This window comes from Acetobacter senegalensis, from assembly GCF_001499615.1.
In the GTDB taxonomy this organism is placed as follows: Bacteria; Pseudomonadota; Alphaproteobacteria; order Acetobacterales; family Acetobacteraceae; genus Acetobacter; species Acetobacter senegalensis.
In genome coordinates this window covers 1545901-1563560 of the sequence record NZ_LN606600.1, presented here as the reverse complement: position 1 = coordinate 1563560, position 17660 = coordinate 1545901, and the positions used below count along the sequence as shown (strand labels likewise).

At 56.5% G+C, this 17660-nt stretch carries 15 protein-coding genes; 11 read left to right on the top strand and 4 right to left on the bottom strand.

The genetic code is table 11. The features are described from left to right. Positions 1–74 precede the first annotated feature (74 nt). On the top strand, positions 75–1547 hold the full coding sequence (locus ASN_RS06925; protein WP_058987706.1) for a mannitol dehydrogenase family protein: 1473 nt from the start codon (positions 75–77) through the stop codon (positions 1545–1547). Between the two features lie 16 nt (positions 1548–1563). Here the strand turns inward: ASN_RS06925 and zwf are convergent, their stop codons facing one another. Further along, entirely contained in the window at positions 1564–3111 is a 1548-nt protein-coding gene (zwf, locus tag ASN_RS06920) for a glucose-6-phosphate dehydrogenase (RefSeq protein WP_058987705.1), read from the bottom strand. A gap of 162 nt (positions 3112–3273) precedes the next feature. Here zwf and ASN_RS06915 point away from each other — a divergent pair, with 162 nt between their 5' ends. The 9 genes from ASN_RS06915 to ASN_RS06875 all read left to right on the top strand — a co-directional run bounded on the left by ASN_RS06915 (position 3274) and on the right by ASN_RS06875 (position 12470). Then, entirely contained in the window at positions 3274–4296 is a 1023-nt protein-coding gene (locus ASN_RS06915; RefSeq protein WP_006557557.1) for an aspartate-semialdehyde dehydrogenase, read from the top strand. A gap of 138 nt (positions 4297–4434) precedes the next feature. Next, positions 4435–4908 carry a succinate dehydrogenase, cytochrome b556 subunit gene (sdhC, locus tag ASN_RS06910; protein WP_035378917.1) on the top strand — a complete coding sequence of 158 codons (474 nt, stop codon included), beginning with the start codon at positions 4435–4437 and terminating at the stop codon, positions 4906–4908. A gap of 1 nt (position 4909) precedes the next feature. Then, on the top strand, positions 4910–5326 hold the full coding sequence (gene sdhD / locus ASN_RS06905) for a succinate dehydrogenase, hydrophobic membrane anchor protein (protein ID WP_006557559.1): 417 nt from the start codon (positions 4910–4912) through the stop codon (positions 5324–5326). A 95-nt stretch (positions 5327–5421) separates the two neighbouring features. Beyond that, positions 5422–7233, top strand: a complete 1812-nt coding sequence (gene sdhA, locus ASN_RS06900; RefSeq protein ID WP_006557560.1) for a succinate dehydrogenase flavoprotein subunit — start codon at positions 5422–5424, stop codon at positions 7231–7233. A 36-nt stretch (positions 7234–7269) separates the two neighbouring features. Continuing rightward, a complete protein-coding gene (locus ASN_RS06895; protein ID WP_006557561.1) occupies positions 7270–8052 on the top strand; it encodes a succinate dehydrogenase iron-sulfur subunit in 783 nt (260 codons plus the stop codon). A gap of 234 nt (positions 8053–8286) precedes the next feature. Further along, on the top strand, positions 8287–9801 hold the full coding sequence (locus ASN_RS06890; RefSeq protein ID WP_157765132.1) for a hypothetical protein: 1515 nt from the start codon (positions 8287–8289) through the stop codon (positions 9799–9801). 464 nt (positions 9802–10265) lie between these two features. Next, positions 10266–10775, top strand: coding sequence for a GNAT family N-acetyltransferase (locus tag ASN_RS06885; RefSeq protein WP_058987700.1), 510 nt, complete (start codon positions 10266–10268; stop codon positions 10773–10775). Positions 10776–10862: 87 nt separating this feature from the next. Next, positions 10863–11525 carry a fused DSP-PTPase phosphatase/NAD kinase-like protein gene (locus ASN_RS06880; protein WP_058987699.1) on the top strand — a complete coding sequence of 221 codons (663 nt, stop codon included), beginning with the start codon at positions 10863–10865 and terminating at the stop codon, positions 11523–11525. A 30-nt stretch (positions 11526–11555) separates the two neighbouring features. Beyond that, on the top strand, positions 11556–12470 hold the full coding sequence (locus tag ASN_RS06875; RefSeq protein ID WP_082666608.1) for a DMT family transporter: 915 nt from the start codon (positions 11556–11558) through the stop codon (positions 12468–12470). A gap of 116 nt (positions 12471–12586) precedes the next feature. On the opposite strand, the gene ASN_RS06870 is transcribed toward ASN_RS06875, so the two are convergent. Genes ASN_RS06870 through ASN_RS06860 form a run of 3 tightly spaced genes read right to left on the bottom strand, consistent with a single transcriptional unit; the run spans position 12587 to position 16827 of the window. Further along, positions 12587–13810: a phosphoglycerate kinase gene (locus ASN_RS06870; protein ID WP_058987697.1), complete on the bottom strand. Its 1224-nt coding sequence runs from the start codon at positions 13808–13810 to the stop codon at positions 12587–12589. Then, the gene (gene gap, locus ASN_RS06865; RefSeq protein WP_058987695.1) at positions 13810–14832 is read right to left on the bottom strand and encodes a type I glyceraldehyde-3-phosphate dehydrogenase; all 1023 of its coding nucleotides are present in this window, start codon (positions 14830–14832) and stop codon (positions 13810–13812) included. Before gap ends, ASN_RS06870 begins: the two co-directional genes overlap by 1 nt. A 24-nt stretch (positions 14833–14856) precedes the next feature. Continuing rightward, positions 14857–16827 carry a transketolase-like TK C-terminal-containing protein gene (locus ASN_RS06860; protein WP_006557569.1) on the bottom strand — a complete coding sequence of 657 codons (1971 nt, stop codon included), beginning with the start codon at positions 16825–16827 and terminating at the stop codon, positions 14857–14859. Between the two features lie 269 nt (positions 16828–17096). On the opposite strand from ASN_RS06860, the gene ASN_RS06855 reads away from it, so the two are divergent. Further along, complete coding sequence (locus tag ASN_RS06855) at positions 17097–17573, top strand: hypothetical protein (RefSeq protein ID WP_039903443.1); 477 nt, start codon at positions 17097–17099, stop codon at positions 17571–17573. Positions 17574–17660: the final 87 nt, after the last annotated feature.

Below are 17660 nucleotides of genomic sequence, written 5' to 3'. Positions count from 1 at the left end.
AAAGAGATTTCCTGCCCTTGAAATAAAGGTTTCATGGTTGCCATGAACCGGCAGGAAGAGCAGAGGACAGCTTGATGGAACTGAGTATGAAGACCCTGGGTAATCTGCCCGCAACGGTCGTGATGTCAGATTATGACCGCAGCGCGGTGCGGCCGGGCATTGCGCATCTGAGCGTCGGAAATTTTCATCGCGCTCATCAGGCTGTGTATGTGGATCGTGTTCTCGCTCTGCCCGAACAGGGCGGCTGGGGAATTGTTGGTGTCGGTCTGCTGGATACACCCGCAGAAGCGGCGAAGGCTGCGGCATTGCAGGCGCAGGACGGTCTTTACACTCTTACGGAATGCCCGGCGGATAAACCGGATGTGGTGCGGGTGATCAAGTCCCTGGTGGAGTATGTTCACGCCCCGGCGGATCGGGCTGCGGCCATCTGTCGTCTGGCTGATCCGGCTATCCGGGTGGTCACCATGACCATTACGGAAGGTGGCTATTATATGGATGAAGCTGGACAGTTCATGCATAGCCATCCCGATATGGTGGAGGATCTGGCACGGCAGGTTCCCCATTCTGCTTTTGGTGTCATGGCGGAAGCCCTGCGGTTGCGACGCGAGGCTGGCGTTGTGCCGTTTACCGTATTGTCGTGCGATAATGTGCCTCATAACGGGCATGTGGCGCGCAAGGCTCTGGTGGGCTGGGCCGAACAGCGGGATAAAGATCTGGCTGGCTGGATCAGCCAGAACGTGGCGTTTCCTTCCTGCATGGTTGATCGTATCACGCCCGCTGTGCGGGAAGCTGATATTCAGCGTCTGGATGCCGCAAGCGGCATACAAGACCGCGCTCCGGTTTATTGTGAAGATTTTATTCAGTGGGTGGTGGAAGACACGTTTTCCTCAGGCCGCCCTGACTGGGAGAAAGTGGGCGTTCTGTTTACACAGGATGTTGCGCCCTATGAGCAGGTGAAACTGCGTATGCTCAACGCAACCCATTCCATGATGGCGTTGCCCGGTGTGTTGATGGGGTACCGGGTTGTGAGTGATGCCATGCAGGACGCCAGCCTTTACGCTCTGCTGCAGCAGTTTCTGGGGTTTGATGCGGAGCCTCTTTTGCAGGCTCCTCCCGGTATGGCGTTGCAGGAATACGGGGCGCTGCTGCTCTCCCGTTTTCGCAACAAGGCCATAAGTGACCAGCTTGTGCGCATTGCGTCTGATAGCGCCTCCAAGCTTCCGGTTTTTATAAGGCCGACCGCGTCAGGTGTTGTTGCGCAGGGGCGTGACGCGCGCCGGATAGCCTTTTTGCTGGCCTGCTTTTGCGCCTATCTGGCAGGGCGGGATGAAAAGGGTGCTGCGTATGATGTGCTGGAACCGCACCTGACAGATGAGGATAAAAAGCTGGCATTTGATGCTGACCCAGCCAAGGCATTGGAGATGAGTGTTTTCTCTGGCTGGGATCTGGAAAAATCAGATGCGTTTGTCACACAGTTTGTAGAAATGCGGCAGGCCCTTAAAGCACAGGGTGTTCGGAAAACCCTCGAAACCGGCGTTCTGGCCTGAGGGCTTCTTTTGGGCCCTATTCTTTTAATTGAGAGAACGGTGCCCAGCAGCGGCCATCCCGTGCCAGCAGGGCGGATGCTGAGGCTGGGCCGTCCGTGCCCGCCTTGTAAGGTTCGGGCGGCGCAGGGTCTTTGGCCCACGCCTTCAGAACCGGGTCTACCGCCCGCCAGGCAGCTTCTATATTATCGGCACGCTGAAACAGGGTGGCGTTGCCTTGCAGACAGTCATACAGCAAGGTCTCATACCCGACATTGGGAATGCTGCCGAAGGCTTGTTCATACCGGAACTGGGAAACAACTTCCTTCACTATGGTTTCCGGGCCTGGCTGCTTGGTATTGAAGTGCAGATCCGCTCCTTTTTCCGGACGAATATTATAGACAAAGCGGTTAGGAGTCTGGGCTGCGCCCTCCGCCGTATGAAAAAGCGGATGAGCTGTCTGTTTGAACTGCACCACAATTTCCGTCACGCTGGAGTCCAGCGCTTTGCCCGTGCGCAGGTAAAACGGCACTCCTTTCCATCGCTTACTGTCAATTTCGATCTTCAGCGCAGTATAGGTCTCGGTCCGGCTGTCGGGGGAAACGCCCTTGCTGTCCCGATACGCGGGAAGGATGCGCCCCTTTATCAGGCCAGCTTCATATTGGCCTCTCACGGCATTTTGGGGAGAAATGGGCCGGATGGCCTCAAAAACCTGCTGCTTGGCGTTTCGAATGGCTTCTGGTTCAAGCGATGCAGGGGGTTCCATGGCTACCAGCGCCAGAATCTGGAACAGATGGTTGGGCACCATATCCCGCAGGGCCCCTGTGGCGTCATAGAACACGCCGCGGCCTTCTACCCCCAGTATTTCTGCGGCGGTAATCTGGATATGATCAATATACTCGCACCGCCAAAGCGGATCGAACAGAAGGTTGCTGAAGCGGAGGGCAAGCAGATTCTGAACGGTTTCTTTCCCCAGAAAATGATCAACCCGGTAGATCTGTGATTCCTGAAGGAAGGAGAGCAGGTGCGCGTTCAGCGCCTGAGCGGACTGGAGATCCGTTCCAAACGGTTTTTCGATAACCAGTCTGCGGAACCGATTGTCTGTTTCCTTTAGGAGACCAGCCTTGGCGAGCGTTTCTGCCGCAGGTTCAAAAAAACGCGGTGGCGTGGCCAGATAGAAAACAGCATTCCGATCGCCAATATCCCGAGCAAGGGTACTAACAGCGTCAACTGACGTAAAATCCAGTGCCTGATAGGTCATGCGCTCGGTAAGCCAGGACCAGGCGGTTTCATCTATTTTGGGTGTATAGAATTCCGCATGGCTGTCCTGAGTGAACGTCTCCATCTTGGCGCGTAGGGAGGCTTTCCATGAGGCGGATGTCAGGTCTTCCGCACTGACGCCAATAATTCGGAAGTCATCAGGCAGGAATTTGTTACAGGTGAGGTCATACAGGGCCGGAACCAGCAGCCTGTGGGTCAGATCTCCCCCCGCGCCGAGAATGACCAGCGTGCCAGCCGGTGCCGGTTGCGTGGCGGCCGGGGCAACAGGAGCCCCCGCCGGGATGCATGTGGGTGAAAGCTGAACCAAGACCGCTCTCCTTTATGCGTGGGCGACTCCACAAGGGGCGCCTTTTGAAAAACAGGGCTTTTTATGGTCCTGCCGGGAGAGGAACAATTCCATTTATGTCCAGTTTGGTCTAGGTTCGCCGCCCGGTCAGGCATTCAACAAGAACAGAAGATAGGGAACGTTATGGGGTATCGGGTTGCAGTTGTCGGAGCCACAGGTGCGGTTGGGCGTGAAATCTTAAAGACACTGGCGGAGCGGGAGTTCCCGGTTGACAAGATTGTGGCCCTGGCATCTCCCCGCTCTACCGGGCGTGAGGTTTCCTTTGGCGATAAGGTTCTGAAAGTACAGAACCTTGAAACCTTTGACTTTACGGGGTGGGACGTTGCCCTGTTCTCTCCAGGTGGGGCAGTTTCCGCCAAATATGCGCCGGTTGCCGCCAAGGCAGGGTGCGTGGTGATTGATAATACCTCCCACTTCCGTATGGAGCCGGACGTGCCGTTGGTGGTGCCGGAAGTGAACCCGGATGCCCTGAAGCGCATGAAGCGCAACATTATTGCCAACCCGAACTGTTCAACCATTCAGATGGTGGTGGCGCTCAAGCCCCTGCATGATCTGTTTACGCTCAAGCGTGTGGTTGTGGCCACGTATCAGGCCGTTGCGGGCGCGGGCAAGGACGGCATGGATGAGCTGTTTGCCCAGACTCGGGGCAGTTTTGTGAACGATCCGCCCAAGATCGAACAGTTCCAGAAACAGATCGCCTTTAACTGCATTCCGCAGATTGACCGCTTCATGGATGACGGGGCAACCAAGGAAGAGTGGAAAATGGCCGTGGAAACCAAGAAGATTCTTGATCCCGATATTTCCGTGATTGCAACCTGTGTGCGGGTTCCGGTGTTTATCGGTCATTCTGAAGCGGTGGTGGCCGAATTTGAAGAACCTGTGGATATCAAGCGTGCGCGTGAAGTGCTGCGTGAGGCAGATGGCGTGATTCTGCGCGATGAGCGTGAAGACGGCGGGTATGTGACTCCAATTGAATGCGTTGGGGAAGACGCAACCTACGTTTCACGCCTTCGTGTCGATCCCACTGTTCCCAACGGTCTCGCTTTCTGGTGTGTGTCCGATAATCTGCGGAAAGGTGCGGCTTTGAACGCGGTTCAGATTGCTGAAACTATGATCGCCCTGGACCTCCTTCCCAAACACGGCTGAGTGAGGCGGCCCCGCCTCTCGGTGTCGTGTTGCCTGGTTGAATTGACCACTCTGCGGGTGGGGCGTAGGACGAAATCAATGCAGAAACGCTGGCACTAAGCCAGTGTAGGGATAGACGGACGGGATACGAGGCTGACAATGCAGGATATCCGGAAGGCCCTCTACGTAGGGAGCCGAAGTGACGGCAGACTCATTCAGCGGCCTATGTCGCCGCATCTGCAAATTTACCGCTATCGGCTCTCCATGGTTCTTTCCATTTCGAACCGATTGACCGGTGTTGCAGCAACAGCGGGAGCGGCCCTGGGCGTGTTCTGGCTTGCCGCCGCCGCCAAGGGGCCGAAATCTTTTGAAACGGCACGCAAGGTTACAGGTAATCCGGTTGGCCAGCTTCTGCTGGTGGGATGGCTGGCTTCTGTTGTGTACCACACGGTGGGCGGCATCCGCCATCTGATCTGGGATAGCGGTTACCGCTATGACAAGACGGAAATCAACAAGGATGGGCCGGTTGCTGTTGGTGTTACCGCTGGGGTGAGCACGGTTCTGGCCGGTGCCCTTCTGTGTGTGGCGGGTGGCCGGGCACGTTCCCGCGCCAAGGCAAGGAAGGCAGGCTGACATGAACGCTTCTGTTTCTCATATCGAGGTCATGCGCTCCCAGCTTGGCCGTGCACGTGGGCTGGGCGCAGGTGGATCTGGCGTAGGGCACTGGTGGGCGGAGCGTGTTTCCGCAGCGGCTCTTCTTCCTCTTTCAACGTGGTTTGTCGTTCAGATGTTCCGTCTTGGCGGGGCTGATCACGCGGAAGTGGTGAAATGGGGCGGCAAGCCGGTGAACGCCACAATGCTTACCGCACTGATCATCACCACATTCTACCATGCCCAGATGGGTCTGCAGGTGATTGTGGATGATTACGTGCATGGCAAGGCGCACCTGCCCACGCGAATTCTGGTGAAAATTGGAACGTCTCTGATCGGACTTCTGGGCGTGTTTGCGGTCATCAAGCTGGTGGCGGCGGGCAACAGCCAGAAATCCTGAAAAAACTCTGAGCCTTGTGCCGCCTGCCTGACAGGATCTGCGCGGCACGAACCTGAAGACATGACAGGCCGAACGCACATGGGAGCGCCGTCACGATGAATGCCAATACCTCTCCGTCACGGGGAGCCTACCGGATTATTGACCACGCTTATGATGTTGTGGTTGTGGGTGCAGGTGGATCCGGCCTGCGTGCTACGCTGGGCATGGGGGCCGCTGGCCTCAAAACTGCCTGCGTGACCAAAGTTTTTCCCACACGGAGCCATACCGTTGCCGCCCAGGGGGGTATCGGAGCTTCTTTGGGAAATATGGCGGAAGATAACTGGCGCTGGCACATGTATGACACCGTAAAGGGGTCTGATTGGCTGGGTGATCAGGACGCCATTGAATTCATGTGCCGTGAGGCCGTGCCCGCCGTGCAGGAACTGGAACATTTCGGTGTGCCGTTCTCCCGCACGGAAGAAGGCAAGATTTACCAGCGCCCGTTTGGCGGCCATATGAGCGATTACGGCAAGGCCCCTGTGCCACGTGCCTGCGCCGCTGCTGACCGTACCGGCCATGCCATTCTGCATACGCTGTACCAGCAGTGCCTGAAACATAACGTTGAGTTCTTTGTCGAATACTTCGCCATTGATCTTATTATGGATGATGAAGGCGCCTGCCGTGGTGTTGTGGCGTGGTGTCAGGATGATGGCACGATCCATCGTTTCAATGCCAAGATGGTTGTTCTGGCAACCGGTGGATATGGTCGCGCCTATCAGTCCTGCACCTCAGCCCACACCTGCACGGGTGATGGCGGCGGTATGGCCATGCGTGCTGGCCTGCCTACGCAGGATATGGAATTTGTGCAGTTCCACCCGACTGGTATCTACCCCGCCGGCTGTCTGCTGACGGAAGGTTGCCGTGGTGAAGGTGGGTATCTGACAAATTCTGAAGGCGAGCGCTTCATGGAGCGTTATGCGCCAACGGCCAAGGATCTGGCATCGCGTGACGTTGTTTCCCGCGCCATGACCATCGAGATCAAGGAAGGCCGTGGTGTTGGTCCGAAGAAAGATCACATCATGATGCATCTGGAGCATCTGGGGTCTGATCTGCTGCACCAGCGTCTGCCGGGCATTATTGAAACCGCCCGTATCTTTGCTGGTGTGGACGTGACCAAGGAGCCTGTGCCGGTTCTGCCGACCGTGCATTACAACATGGGCGGTATTCCTACCAATATTCATGGTGAAGTTGTCCGCCCAACGGCTGATAATCCTGATGCCGTTGTGCCGGGCCTGATGGCGGTGGGTGAAGCCGCCTGTGTGTCCGTGCATGGGGCTAACCGTCTGGGCACGAACTCCCTGCTCGATCTGATCGTGTTCGGGCGTGCGGCGTCCAAGCGTGCAGCAGAAGTTGTGAAGCCCACGGACTTTGTAAAACCTCTGCCAGCAGGGGCAGGTGAAGCCGCACTCGATCGTCTGGACAAGCTGCGTTATGCCAAGGGTGGAACCAAAGTCTCCGCCATGCGTGATCGTCTCCAGCGTGACATGCAGACCCATGCTGCCGTGTTCCGTACGCAGGAAAGCCTGCAGGAAGGCGTGGACAAGATTCACGAAATCTGGGGCGGTTTGGGTGATATCTCCGTTTCTGACTCATCACTGATCTGGAACAGTGATCTGATGGAAGCTCTGGAGTTTGAAAACCTTCTGGCCAACGCGACAGTAACCCTTGAAAGCGGTCTGGCCCGGCACGAAAGCCGTGGCGCCCACGCGCGGGATGACTTCCCCGACCGTGATGACAAGGAATGGCTGAAGCATTCCGTTTCCTGGCTGGATGACAAAGGCAGCGTGTCGCTGACTTACCGTCCGGTTCATATGAAGACACTCACCAATGATGTTGAGGTCTTCCCACCCAAAAAGCGCGTTTACTGATCTGTCGGCACGAACGGGCGAATAAGGGAGGTAAAGATGGTCGAACTCAGACTGCCGCGCAACAGCGAGATCGGGAAAGGCAAAACCTTTCCCGCGCCAGCCGGGGCCAAAAACGTTAGAACATTCAAGGTGTACCGTTGGACACCGGATGATGACAAAAATCCGGTTGTTGATTCCTACGAACTGGATCTTGATACAATCGGGCCGATGGTGCTTGACGCCATTATCCATATCAAGAACGAAGTGGACCCTACGCTGACATTCCGGCGTTCCTGCCGTGAAGGAATCTGCGGGTCCTGCGCCATGAACATTGATGGTGAAAACACGCTGGCGTGTCTGAAGCCCATCAAGGACATCAAGGGCGATGTGCGCATCTATCCGCTGCCGCATATGCCGATTGTCAAGGATCTGGTGTCCAACCTTGATGGTGCTTACGCTCAACTGCGTTCCATTGAACCGTGGATGAAGTCTGACAGCGCGCCGCCGCCGGATTCAGAGCGCCGCCAGAGCATTGAAGAACGGGAAAAGCTGGATGGGATGTGGGAGTGCATTCTGTGCTTCTGCTGCACAACCTCCTGCCCGTCCTATTGGTGGAACGGTGACCGTTATCTTGGTCCTGCCGTGCTTCTGGCAGCGTATCGCTGGATTGCGGACAGCCGTGATGAACATACGGGCGACCGCTTGGATTCTCTGGAAGATACGTTCAAGCTGTATGCCTGCCGTACCATCATGAACTGCACCCAGACCTGCCCCAAAGGCCTGAATCCGGCCAAGGCAATTGGGCGTATCAAGGAACTTCAGATTGAGCGGAAGCTCTGACATCAGTCAGAAGTCTTTCTCCTCAACGCTGCTAAAATGATGGTCTGTCTTGTAAGAGAGAGGACCTTCATTCTGAACTGAGCAACCCCCACGCAGTTTGATGACAGCGTGGGGGTTGTTTTTTGCGTTTCTGAAATGCGTGAGGAAGGGTTGGGTACATACCCTCTCGTGATATGGCGTGCTCAGCTAAAATGCTGAACGGCACATGCCATAATGGGAGGATATGCGGGAAGAATGGTTTCTTTTTCCAGAATGAAGCAGAGGATGTTGGAGTCTCTGGCTCAGGGTGCAGAGATAACAAAAATACCTGTGCTTCTGCTCTGTTCTATCCTTCTTCTGGCGCTCTGTTATTTTGCCAGCTACAGCGTGCTGCCTTTTTCAAATGGAGATATTGCGTACTACGTCATAATCGGGCGCGGTATTCTGCGCGATCATCTTCTCCCATACAGTTATGCCTTTGATCATAAACCGTTGGCCGTTTATCTGGTTTATGCGGTGTGGGACCAGATTATTCCGCTTCCTTATGGAAAATTCGAACTTCTGGCCTGTTTGCTGATGGGCGCCTTTGTCTGGTTCTGCCGTGCCTTCGGGCCTTTTAACAAAGTGCTGGCGTGGCTGATCCTGACGGTGGGTGGATCAGTGTTTGGTATTCTGGATGCCAATACGGAAACGGTTCTGGTGGCGGGGGAAGCCCTGTTTCTCCGGTTGCTTTATCAAGGGAATACTCAGGGAAAACTGCTACAGTTTTTTGGTGCCGGACTGGTTTTTGCGGGCATCGTAAATGTCAATTATCTCTCAGCCGTCTGCCTGTTTCTGCCGTCCCTTTTTCTGTTTCTGGCTCCCGGCTGGTTTCGCATCAGGCATATCCTGCTTGCAGGATTAGGGCTGGTGACGGGGTTGGCGCTGCTATTCGCACCTTATTTTGTGGTTGGTCATGGTGCGTTACAGGCATATTTTTCCATGCAAAGCGCCTTTCTGCATCATTATGGGGCTTCCCTTAAAGCCCGTATGCGGAGTGTGCTCCGGTGCGCCATTTACACAGTCCTCCTCTTTCCCGTGCTTCAAGGTTGGATCAGGGTTTTCCCCCTTACCCTGAAAGGGGAGGACAGGAAAACACTTGTTCTATTATTGTGGTTTTTGTCATCCCTTCCCGCAGTTATCCTATCAGGACATCCGTTTGAGCATTATTTTATTTTGTGCTTTGCGCCTGCTGCCATCATGGCCGCGATCCTGTTTGAGAAAAAATACGTCTTCCCAACTTACTGTTTCGTGCCATTCACGTTTTTTTTCGTTGGGGGCATGATTCAGGATACCCGGAAGAACATGGATGAAAGACTATATTATAATCGGGTGGACTATGCTTTTCTGTCAAAAGAAATCGGGACGCAAAAAGTTCTGAATATTCGCGGCAGTCACGAGACATTTTACCTCGCTGATTTGCGTCCTTTCGATGTTTATCTATTTCCCACACACATAGATATTCTGTTCGGGAAAGAGAACGCGTGGAAGCGTTATATGCAGGATCTTCTGCGCAGGCCTGCATATGTCATAACGCCTTATGCAGGGTGTGCCCGTAATCTGGTGGAACCAGTTCTGTGTCAGTGGCTGGCAACGCATTACACGCGTATTTACTCACTGAATACGCGACATGCTCGCCCGCAAAAAGATCAACGGTTTTCCTTTGATCTCTATAAGCTGACCTTACCCGAGCAACGTGACGACCGCACAAACCAGACACATTCCCCATAGCAGAAGGCGTTATGAGCTAATCCTGATGACAACTCCGACGAATGGAAGGGTAGCAAGTAGGACGGATCTTCGGCGCTAAGATGACTGGTTGAAACCGTCATGACCCATCGCATGTGTGGGGCGCAGTCATGCTAAGGGAAAAGCAATTTTGAGGCAGGTAGCATCCCTTTGAATGCGGCCTTCGGCGGCAGTGCATGCAAAAAAGTGCCGTAGGTTAGACATAAAAAGATCCGTCAGACTGGACAGACAGGTTTTTCGCCGCTTCTTTTTAAAGGGGGAATTGGAAAGTCAGCAGTTAAGACGCTGAGGCGGATTTTCGAGGCGGGGCAGGTAGATTAAAGGGCCATTGCATGAGCCCGTGCGGACGAGAGACGAGCGCATTCAGACAGAAAAAGACCCGCCTGCTGGATGTGACAGGCTTTTCAAATACCCCTCAGAGTTCGGCAAAGGTAAGAAGGCACGGTATGCTGGTCAGGAATGCAACAGAACAAGACGCGCCAGCCATAGCGCATATCTATAATCATAATGTGCAGTTCAGTACGGCGATCTGGAATGAACGGGTTGTGGATGGTCCTGACCGTGAAAGATGGATCAGGGAACGGCAGGTAGCAGGGTATCCGGTGTTGGTTGCGCAGGACAAGGCAGGGAAGGTGGTAGGATATGCCAGCTTCGGGCCATGGCGCGCGTTTGACGGGTATCGGCACACGGTTGAGCATTCGGTTTATGTTGATCCGGACCATCAGCGGAAAGGAATTGGTCGCCTGCTGCTGGAGGCCCTGATCGACCGGGCGAAAGCGGATGGCCTGCACGTTATGGTGGCGGGCATAGAGGCTGGCAATGAGGGTTCAATCGCTTTGCATAAGGCGCTGGGGTTTGAAGAAACCGGCGTGATGAAGGAGGTAGGAGCCAAGTTCGGGCGGTGGCTGGACCTTGCGTTTCTGTGCCTGAAACTGGACGATCGGCCCATTCCCTGAAGGGCAGGTAACGCAGAATGGATTGACGCCACGCCCCAGAGGGTGGAACACATCATGACCCCTTTATGATCAGGAGCTTCTGCAGTCGTGTTTGACGGCCAACTGACTTCTCTGGCGGGCCGTACACGGGCCTGGACGGATAGCCTGTTTGTTGACCACGCCGTATTTCGGCTGGTGTGGACCAACTTTCATACCGTGGTGCCGGGTAAGGTATACCGGTGCAACCACCCTACCCCTGCGCGGCTGAAATGGGCCATGAAGCGGTATCAGCTGCGCACGCTTGTTAACTTACGTGGGCACAGAAAATGTGGTTCGGATGCCCTTTCCCGCTCTACAGCGCACAAGCTGGGTCTGGCACACGTGGATATGGCTTTTGAAAGCCGGGGCGCGCCGCACCGGGATCGTATTTTGCGGTTTGCTTTCCTTTACCAGAGTATTGCCTTTCCCATGTTGATGCATTGCAAATCTGGGGCAGACCGCGCGGGGCTGGCATCTGGGCTGGTGGTTCTGTTTGAAGGCGGGAGCGTTGCACGTGCGCTCAAGGAACTCTCCTGGCGATATGGGCATTTTCGGGGGTCACGCACAGGGATTCTGGATGCCTTTTTCATGCGCTATCAGGCCGAAGCGGAAGGACGCCTGCCGTTTCTGGACTGGGTGCGGGATGAATATGATGAAGTGGCGCTCAAGCGCGATTTTGTGGCCGGAAAGCTGGCGTCTTTCATGACCGATCAGGTACTGCGCCGGGAATAGGCACTGGCGTGCAAGACAGGGGCAGGATGTATGGAGCATAAGCCTGCGGGAGCCCGAAAGACGCATGTCTTCCGGCATGGAACCATGCTGGCCGCAGCGTTGGCGCTGGTGTCCTGGGGGAGCGCTTATCCCGTTGTGCGCATGGCGCTGCATAGTATGGCACCCATTCCTCTGGCTGCGGCACGCTATGCGGTTGCGGCCATTGTGGCGCTGGTGTGGGTGGTCTGGAAACGGCCGTTGCTGCCACGCGTACAGGATCTGCCGCGTTTTGTGCTGTGTGGCGCAGTCGGCATTACGCTTTATAACATTCTGTTCAATGTAGGTGAGCAGACGGTCTCTTCTGGTGCAGCAAGCCTGCTGATCAGTTTTTCACCCCTCATATCAGCCTTTATTGCGGTTGCGTTTCTGGGGGAACGTCTCTCTTTATGGGGCTGGGTGGGGTCTCTGGTCAGCTTTGCCGGTGTGGTGTTGATTGCACGCAGCCAACCGGGTGGCCTTGCGTTTGGTTCCGGCGCTGCGGATATTGTGGGGGCAGCGTTTTCTGCCGCCCTCTACAACACGCTCCAGAAAAAACTGGTGGCATCTTATGGTGCTTTGGCAACCACGGCGTATATCCTGATAGTGGGTGCTGTATTGCTGGCACCCTGGTGGGCCGAAGCGTGGCACAGCCTGAGTATTGCGGGACCAGGTACATGGGGGCTGGTGCTCCAGTTAGGTCTGTTTCCCGCAGTGTTGGGCTATGGGGCGTGGGCCTATGTGGTGGGGCATCTGGGCGTGGCGCGGTCTTCTGGGCTGCTCTATCTGCTTTCTCCCACCACGTTGGTGTTGGCGTTTCTTTTGGCCGGAGAAGTGCCCACATTCAGAATTCTGCTTGGCGGCGCCATCATCTTGAGCGGAGTGGCTTTAATGAATGCTAAAGGCCGGAAACCAAAAAGCGCGGGATAGACAAAAGAGAGGCACGAAAGAAAAAACGCCGGAAGCAGACATGCTCCGGCGTTTTCTGAAGAACCCTTCCTGTTTTTGATCAGAATGAGAAACAGGAAGCGATTTTCTTAAGGTTTTTAGATGGGAATGGTGCGTTCCAGCGTGGTGCTGATGGCGGTCAGACCCGGCAGAACCTTGCCTTCCAGCCATTCCAGAAACGCACCGCCAGCGGTGGAAACATAGGTCATGTCTTCCAGAACCCCAGCATGGCGCAGGGCGGAAACGGTATCTCCCCCACCGGCAATGGTTTTCAGGGCACCGGCTTTGGTCAGGCGTGCCGCTTCCTGCGCAACAGCGTTTGTGCCTTCGTCAAACGGAGGCATTTCAAACACGCCTAGCGGACCGTTCCAGACCAGCGTTTTTAGGCCCGACAGTTTTTCTTTCAGCAGTTTGACGGTTTCAGGCCCTACGTCCAGCGCCATCCAGCCATCGGGAATATCCGTAACCGGGGCAACAGCAGTGGGGGCTCCGGCCATGAAGTCTTCAGAAAGCACAACATCAACAGGCAGAATCAGCTCGCACTTCTTGGCTTCAGCCTGCGCCATGATCTGACGGGCTGTGTCCAGCATGTCTTCTTCCTTCAAAGACTTGCCAACCTTGTAGCCTTTTGCTGCGAGGAATGTGTTGGCCATGGCACCGCCAACAGCCAGAACATCCACTTTTTCCAGCATGTTTTCCAAAAGTGCCAGTTTGGTGGAGACCTTGGCCCCACCAACAATCGCACCAACCGGACGTTCCGGATTTTCCAGCGCTGCATCCAGCGCTGCAATTTCCGCTTCCATCAGGCGGCCTGCATAGGCGGGCAGATGCTCGGCCACGCCAGCGGTGGAGGCATGGGCCCGGTGCGCGGCAGAAAACGCATCGTTCACATACACATCGCCCAGATTAGCCAGGGCTGCGGAAAGATCGGGTGCGTTGGTTTCTTCACCCGGCTGGAACCGGGTGTTTTCAAGCAGAAGAACTTCGCCGTCTTTCAGGGATGCAGCAGCAGCTTCCGCATCCGGGCCGATGCAGTCATGCGCAAAGCTGACAGGCTTGCCCAGAGCCGTGGCGAGCGCCGTGGCGATGGGCTGGAGCGACATGTCCGGCACCACTTTGCCTTTGGGGCGGTCAAAGTGGCTGAGCACAATCACCCGGCCTCCCTTGTCGGCCAGTTCCCGAATGGTGGGAACAATGCGCTCGATACGGGTGAAATCAGAAATAACCCCATCTTTCATGGGAACATTCAGATCGACACGCAGCAGGATACGCTTGCCGCGAGGGTCAAGCTTATCCAGCGTGTTGAAAGGGATCATGGCCATTAGAGAGTTCCAAACAGAGCGGCTGTATCAGCCATGCGGTTGGAGAAGCCCCATTCGTTATCATACCAGGAGCAGATACGAACCAGCTTGCCGCCATCCACCAGAGAAGTCTGGGTTGCATCAAACGTAGAGGACGCCAGAGCATGGTTGAAGTCGGAGCTGACCAGTGGCGCATCGGAATACGCCAGAATGCCCTTCAGCGGACCAGATGAAGCTGCCGTTTTGATGGCGTTGTTGACGTCTTCAACAGAGCCCGGGATTTTTTTCGGCACGAAATCAAGGGAGACCAGAGACACATTGGCCGTGGGCACGCGAATGGCGGTGCCATCCAGCTTGCCCTTCAGGTGTGGCAGAACCAGCCCCACAGCACGGGCCGCGCCGGTGGAGGTGGGGATCATGTTCAGGCCAGCGGCACGGGCACGGCGCAGATCCTTGTGCAGGGTATCCACGGTGCGCTGGTCACCCGTGTAGGAGTGAATGGTCACCATGTAACCGCGTTCAATGCCGAACGTATCTTCCAGAACCTTGGCAACGGGGGCCAGACAGTTGGTGGTGCAGGAGGCGTTGGAGATCACCGTCATATCCGGCGTCAGCACGTCCTGGTTCACGCCAAACACGATTGTGGCGTCCACATCTGTTGCGGGGGCGGAGATCAGCACCTTGCGGGCGCCAGCCTTCAGCAGCGGCTGTGCTTTTTCCTTGGAGGTGAACAGGCCTGTGCATTCCATGGCCACATCCACACCTTCAAACGGTACCTTGGACGGGTCACGCTCTGCGGAAACCGTGATCGGGTCCCAGGTGCGGCCCTGTGTCGTGATGATCAGTTTGTTGCCATCCACGCGCACATCCGCGGGCAGGCGTCCATGCACACTGTCATAGCTGAGCAGATGCGCGTTGTCTTCCACACTCCCAAGATCGTTAATCGCTACAGGGACAACATCGGTCCGTCCGCTTTCAATCAGCCCGCGCAGGACGAGTCGGCCAATGCGACCGAAGCCGTTGATAGCGATTTTGACTGCCATTTGTCTGTTCTCCGTTTTTATCTTTTATGGTCTTGTCAGTAACGGTCCCCGAGCGCGTGCCCGAGGCTGGTCCGGCGCGAACGAGGAAGCTCCCCGTGCAGCGCCTGAGGCAAAAAGGTGATGCTCCACCTTTTCACAGATCGCTTCAGCAGTAATGCCGAAACGCTCATACAATGCGTTGGCCGGGGCAGACGTGCCGAAATCATCCATGCCAACAAAAATTCCTTCCGGGCCAAGCCAGCGTTCCCAGCCAAAGCCGGATGCGGCCTCAATCCCTATCCGTAATCCCGCTCCTCCCAGAACTGCGCGGCGGTACGTGCCGGGCTGGGCGGCAAACAGTTCCCAACATGGGATGGATACCACCGCAGCGCGGATGTTCCGCTGCGCCAGATGGTGCGATGCTTCAAGCGCAATGGCAACCTCTGGGCCGGAGGCAATCAGCGTGACCTGCCGTTTTTCCGGACTGCGGATAACGTATCCGCCACGGGTTGCGCCCCCCAAGACTGCGGCCGGAAAACGGAGGGGCGTGTTCTGGTGGGGACACAGTACCAGAACAGCCGGGCCACCCTGCCAGTGGAGAGCGGCCTCCCAGCATTTGAAGGTTTCCTCTGCGCTGCCGGGGCGGAAAACGGCCAGATTAGGGGTGGCGCGCAGGCTGGCCAACTGTTCAACCGGCTGCCACGCGCCGCCGCCATCCCCAAGGGCCAGACCGTCTCCGGTAAGAAGATACAGCACTTTCTGGCGCATGAAGGCGGCCATGCGTAGCGCGGAACGCATGCGGTCCACGGTCATCATGCTGGCGGCGGCGCAGGCCAGCACACCACCATGCAAGGCAAGACCGTTGAGCATACCAGCCATGCCGTGTTCCTGAATACCGCATTCCCGACCTTTGGCCAGTGCCACGGGCCTTTGCCATCCGGCAGTATTCTGGTCAGAGGGAGGCGCGTTCTTGGCGGAGGCTGCGGTAAGGCAGGTCAGTTCCGGCAGGATATCCGATAGAGCATCCAGCCCAGCCAGCCCGGATTCCTGAGTGGAGGTTTCCAAGGCGGTGCGCATCCGCCATTCCCACGCGCGCTGCCAGTCTTCATGGAACAGTGTGGGCGGGCGTGCCGTCTGTTCGCGTTCAAAGGCGGTGCGCTGGCGGTGCCGGGCAAAGCGGCGCAACCAGGAGCGACGGGTGGAAGCGCCACGCCTTGCCGTGGGGCTCCACGGGCCGGTCAGTTCTTCTTCTGGCGGAAGGTCTGGGCCAAGGGGAGAGAGTGGAGCGGCGGAGGGCAGGCAGGCAATCAACGTTGGTTTGCGGGCCCGTAATGTTGCGGCCAGAGCGGAGGTGATGGCGGGAAGATTATCGGCCTCCACCTTGCGCACCGTCCAGCCAGAGGCACTGAACCGTGTGAGCGAATCGACAAAATCAGCAGTATCGGGTTCTGAAGGGGGTGCGACCAGCACGGCCAGACGGTCCAGCCCGAAGCGGCCCGCCAGTTGGGCGGCTTCCATCGCAACACCTGTGGCAAGGTCCGTATCCTGCGCCAGAACCCAAGTTCGGTGATTGACCAGAGAGCGGCCAAACCGGCGGCAAAGAGCCTGTTCAGCCAGAGCCATACCGGCAGCAGCGGCCACCCCCTGCCCTGCCGGGCCGGGGGCCACTTCCACCGCAGGATGACGACCATATTCAAGAGGAACAGCAGCGTGTTTTTTCTCGCCTGTCAGGCGCAACATGGCGCGGAGCAAGGGCTGCATGGTGGTGGAGGGCACCACAAAACGGTCCCGGTCCGGCCAGTCTGGTGCTGCAGGATCAAACCGGAGCACCCGGCACCACAGGGCTGTTACGGGCAGGCACATCAGTTCCAGCACTGCGCGGATATGGGCTGGCAGGGTTTCCGTGCGGAGTAACTGGCGCGCAGCGTGGCTCATCCGCACAACGCTGATCTGTTGAGCGGAGAGGCCTCCTTCCTCATTGGAAAGGAGATGGTCTGTCGAAAGGGCTGTTGCCATTCGCCTGCCTCAGGTGACGGGCCTGTCATGACGACCGGTCTTCTCATCACTGCGTTTTGGTCAATAAAGGGGTGTGGAGATTTGAGCAAGGGCTCATCCACATAACCGAATGTACACAAGCAAAGGCCAGAAAAACGACAACAAAACGGCAGACGGGCGTGATTTTGGCCTGTCTTTATGAGGGTGTTGCCTTGCGTTGGGCGCAAAGGAGCGCGAAAGAGAGAGAAAGACCACTCTACTTTTTCAGCCTGCTCGGAGATCTGCCCCTCATGCCCTCTGTTTCCTGTTTTGCAGAAAGGCGGCCTGTTGTGCGGATCATGCTGCTGGCAGGCGTTGCGCTGTGCCTGAACGGGTGCAAACTGGTGGACCAGAAAACCTTTAATCCGCAGGCAGGCACACCGCCCAAACCCTATATTCCGCCGCCGCCGCCCGGCCCGCCCCCTGTGCCGCCGCTGGTGGAACTGGTGGGGGGCACACCTTCTGAAGAATGGGCAGCCCCAGTTGACCGGATGGTGCATGAGGCATTGGCACGGAAGCCAAACATTCTGTTTGTGGTAAAATGTCTGGTGCCGGCGTCTGGAAAAAGCGAACTTGATCAACTGACACTGGTGCAACTGGTGCAGGGAGATGGGCAGGCCGTGACAAAAGAAATTGTCAAGGCAGGAGCGGCTCCTGAACAAGTGGAAATAACCGCTATGCCAGATTCGACCGTGACGAAGCCGGTCATCAGGGTGTATGTGCAGTAAAGCTTACACCATTATGTGAAGTCATACTGTAAAAAGACACCGGCCAGACGGCCGACGGGCCATGCGCCGTGCCCCGACCGTTTCTGA

Excerpts from the sequence above, each read along its gene's own strand:
- ASN_RS06885 (WP_058987700.1), top strand. The coding sequence starts at position 10,266 with ATGCTGGTCAGGAATGCAACAGAACAAGACGCGCCAGCCATAGCGCAT.
- ASN_RS06895 (WP_006557561.1), top strand. The coding sequence starts at position 7,270 with ATGGTCGAACTCAGACTGCCGCGCAACAGCGAGATCGGGAAAGGCAAA.
- ASN_RS06915 (WP_006557557.1), top strand. The coding sequence starts at position 3,274 with ATGGGGTATCGGGTTGCAGTTGTCGGAGCCACAGGTGCGGTTGGGCGT.
- gap (WP_058987695.1), bottom strand. The coding sequence starts at position 14,832 with ATGGCAGTCAAAATCGCTATCAACGGCTTCGGTCGCATTGGCCGACTC.
- sdhC (WP_035378917.1), top strand. The coding sequence starts at position 4,435 with ATGCAGGATATCCGGAAGGCCCTCTACGTAGGGAGCCGAAGTGACGGC.
- sdhD (WP_006557559.1), top strand. The coding sequence starts at position 4,910 with ATGAACGCTTCTGTTTCTCATATCGAGGTCATGCGCTCCCAGCTTGGC.
- ASN_RS06875 (WP_082666608.1), top strand. The coding sequence starts at position 11,556 with ATGGAGCATAAGCCTGCGGGAGCCCGAAAGACGCATGTCTTCCGGCAT.
- ASN_RS06925 (WP_058987706.1), top strand. The coding sequence starts at position 75 with ATGGAACTGAGTATGAAGACCCTGGGTAATCTGCCCGCAACGGTCGTG.
- ASN_RS06890 (WP_157765132.1), top strand. The coding sequence starts at position 8,287 with ATGGTTTCTTTTTCCAGAATGAAGCAGAGGATGTTGGAGTCTCTGGCT.
- ASN_RS06855 (WP_039903443.1), top strand. The coding sequence starts at position 17,097 with ATGCCCTCTGTTTCCTGTTTTGCAGAAAGGCGGCCTGTTGTGCGGATC.
- ASN_RS06860 (WP_006557569.1), bottom strand. The coding sequence starts at position 16,827 with ATGGCAACAGCCCTTTCGACAGACCATCTCCTTTCCAATGAGGAAGGA.
- sdhA (WP_006557560.1), top strand. The coding sequence starts at position 5,422 with ATGAATGCCAATACCTCTCCGTCACGGGGAGCCTACCGGATTATTGAC.
- ASN_RS06870 (WP_058987697.1), bottom strand. The coding sequence starts at position 13,810 with ATGGCCATGATCCCTTTCAACACGCTGGATAAGCTTGACCCTCGCGGC.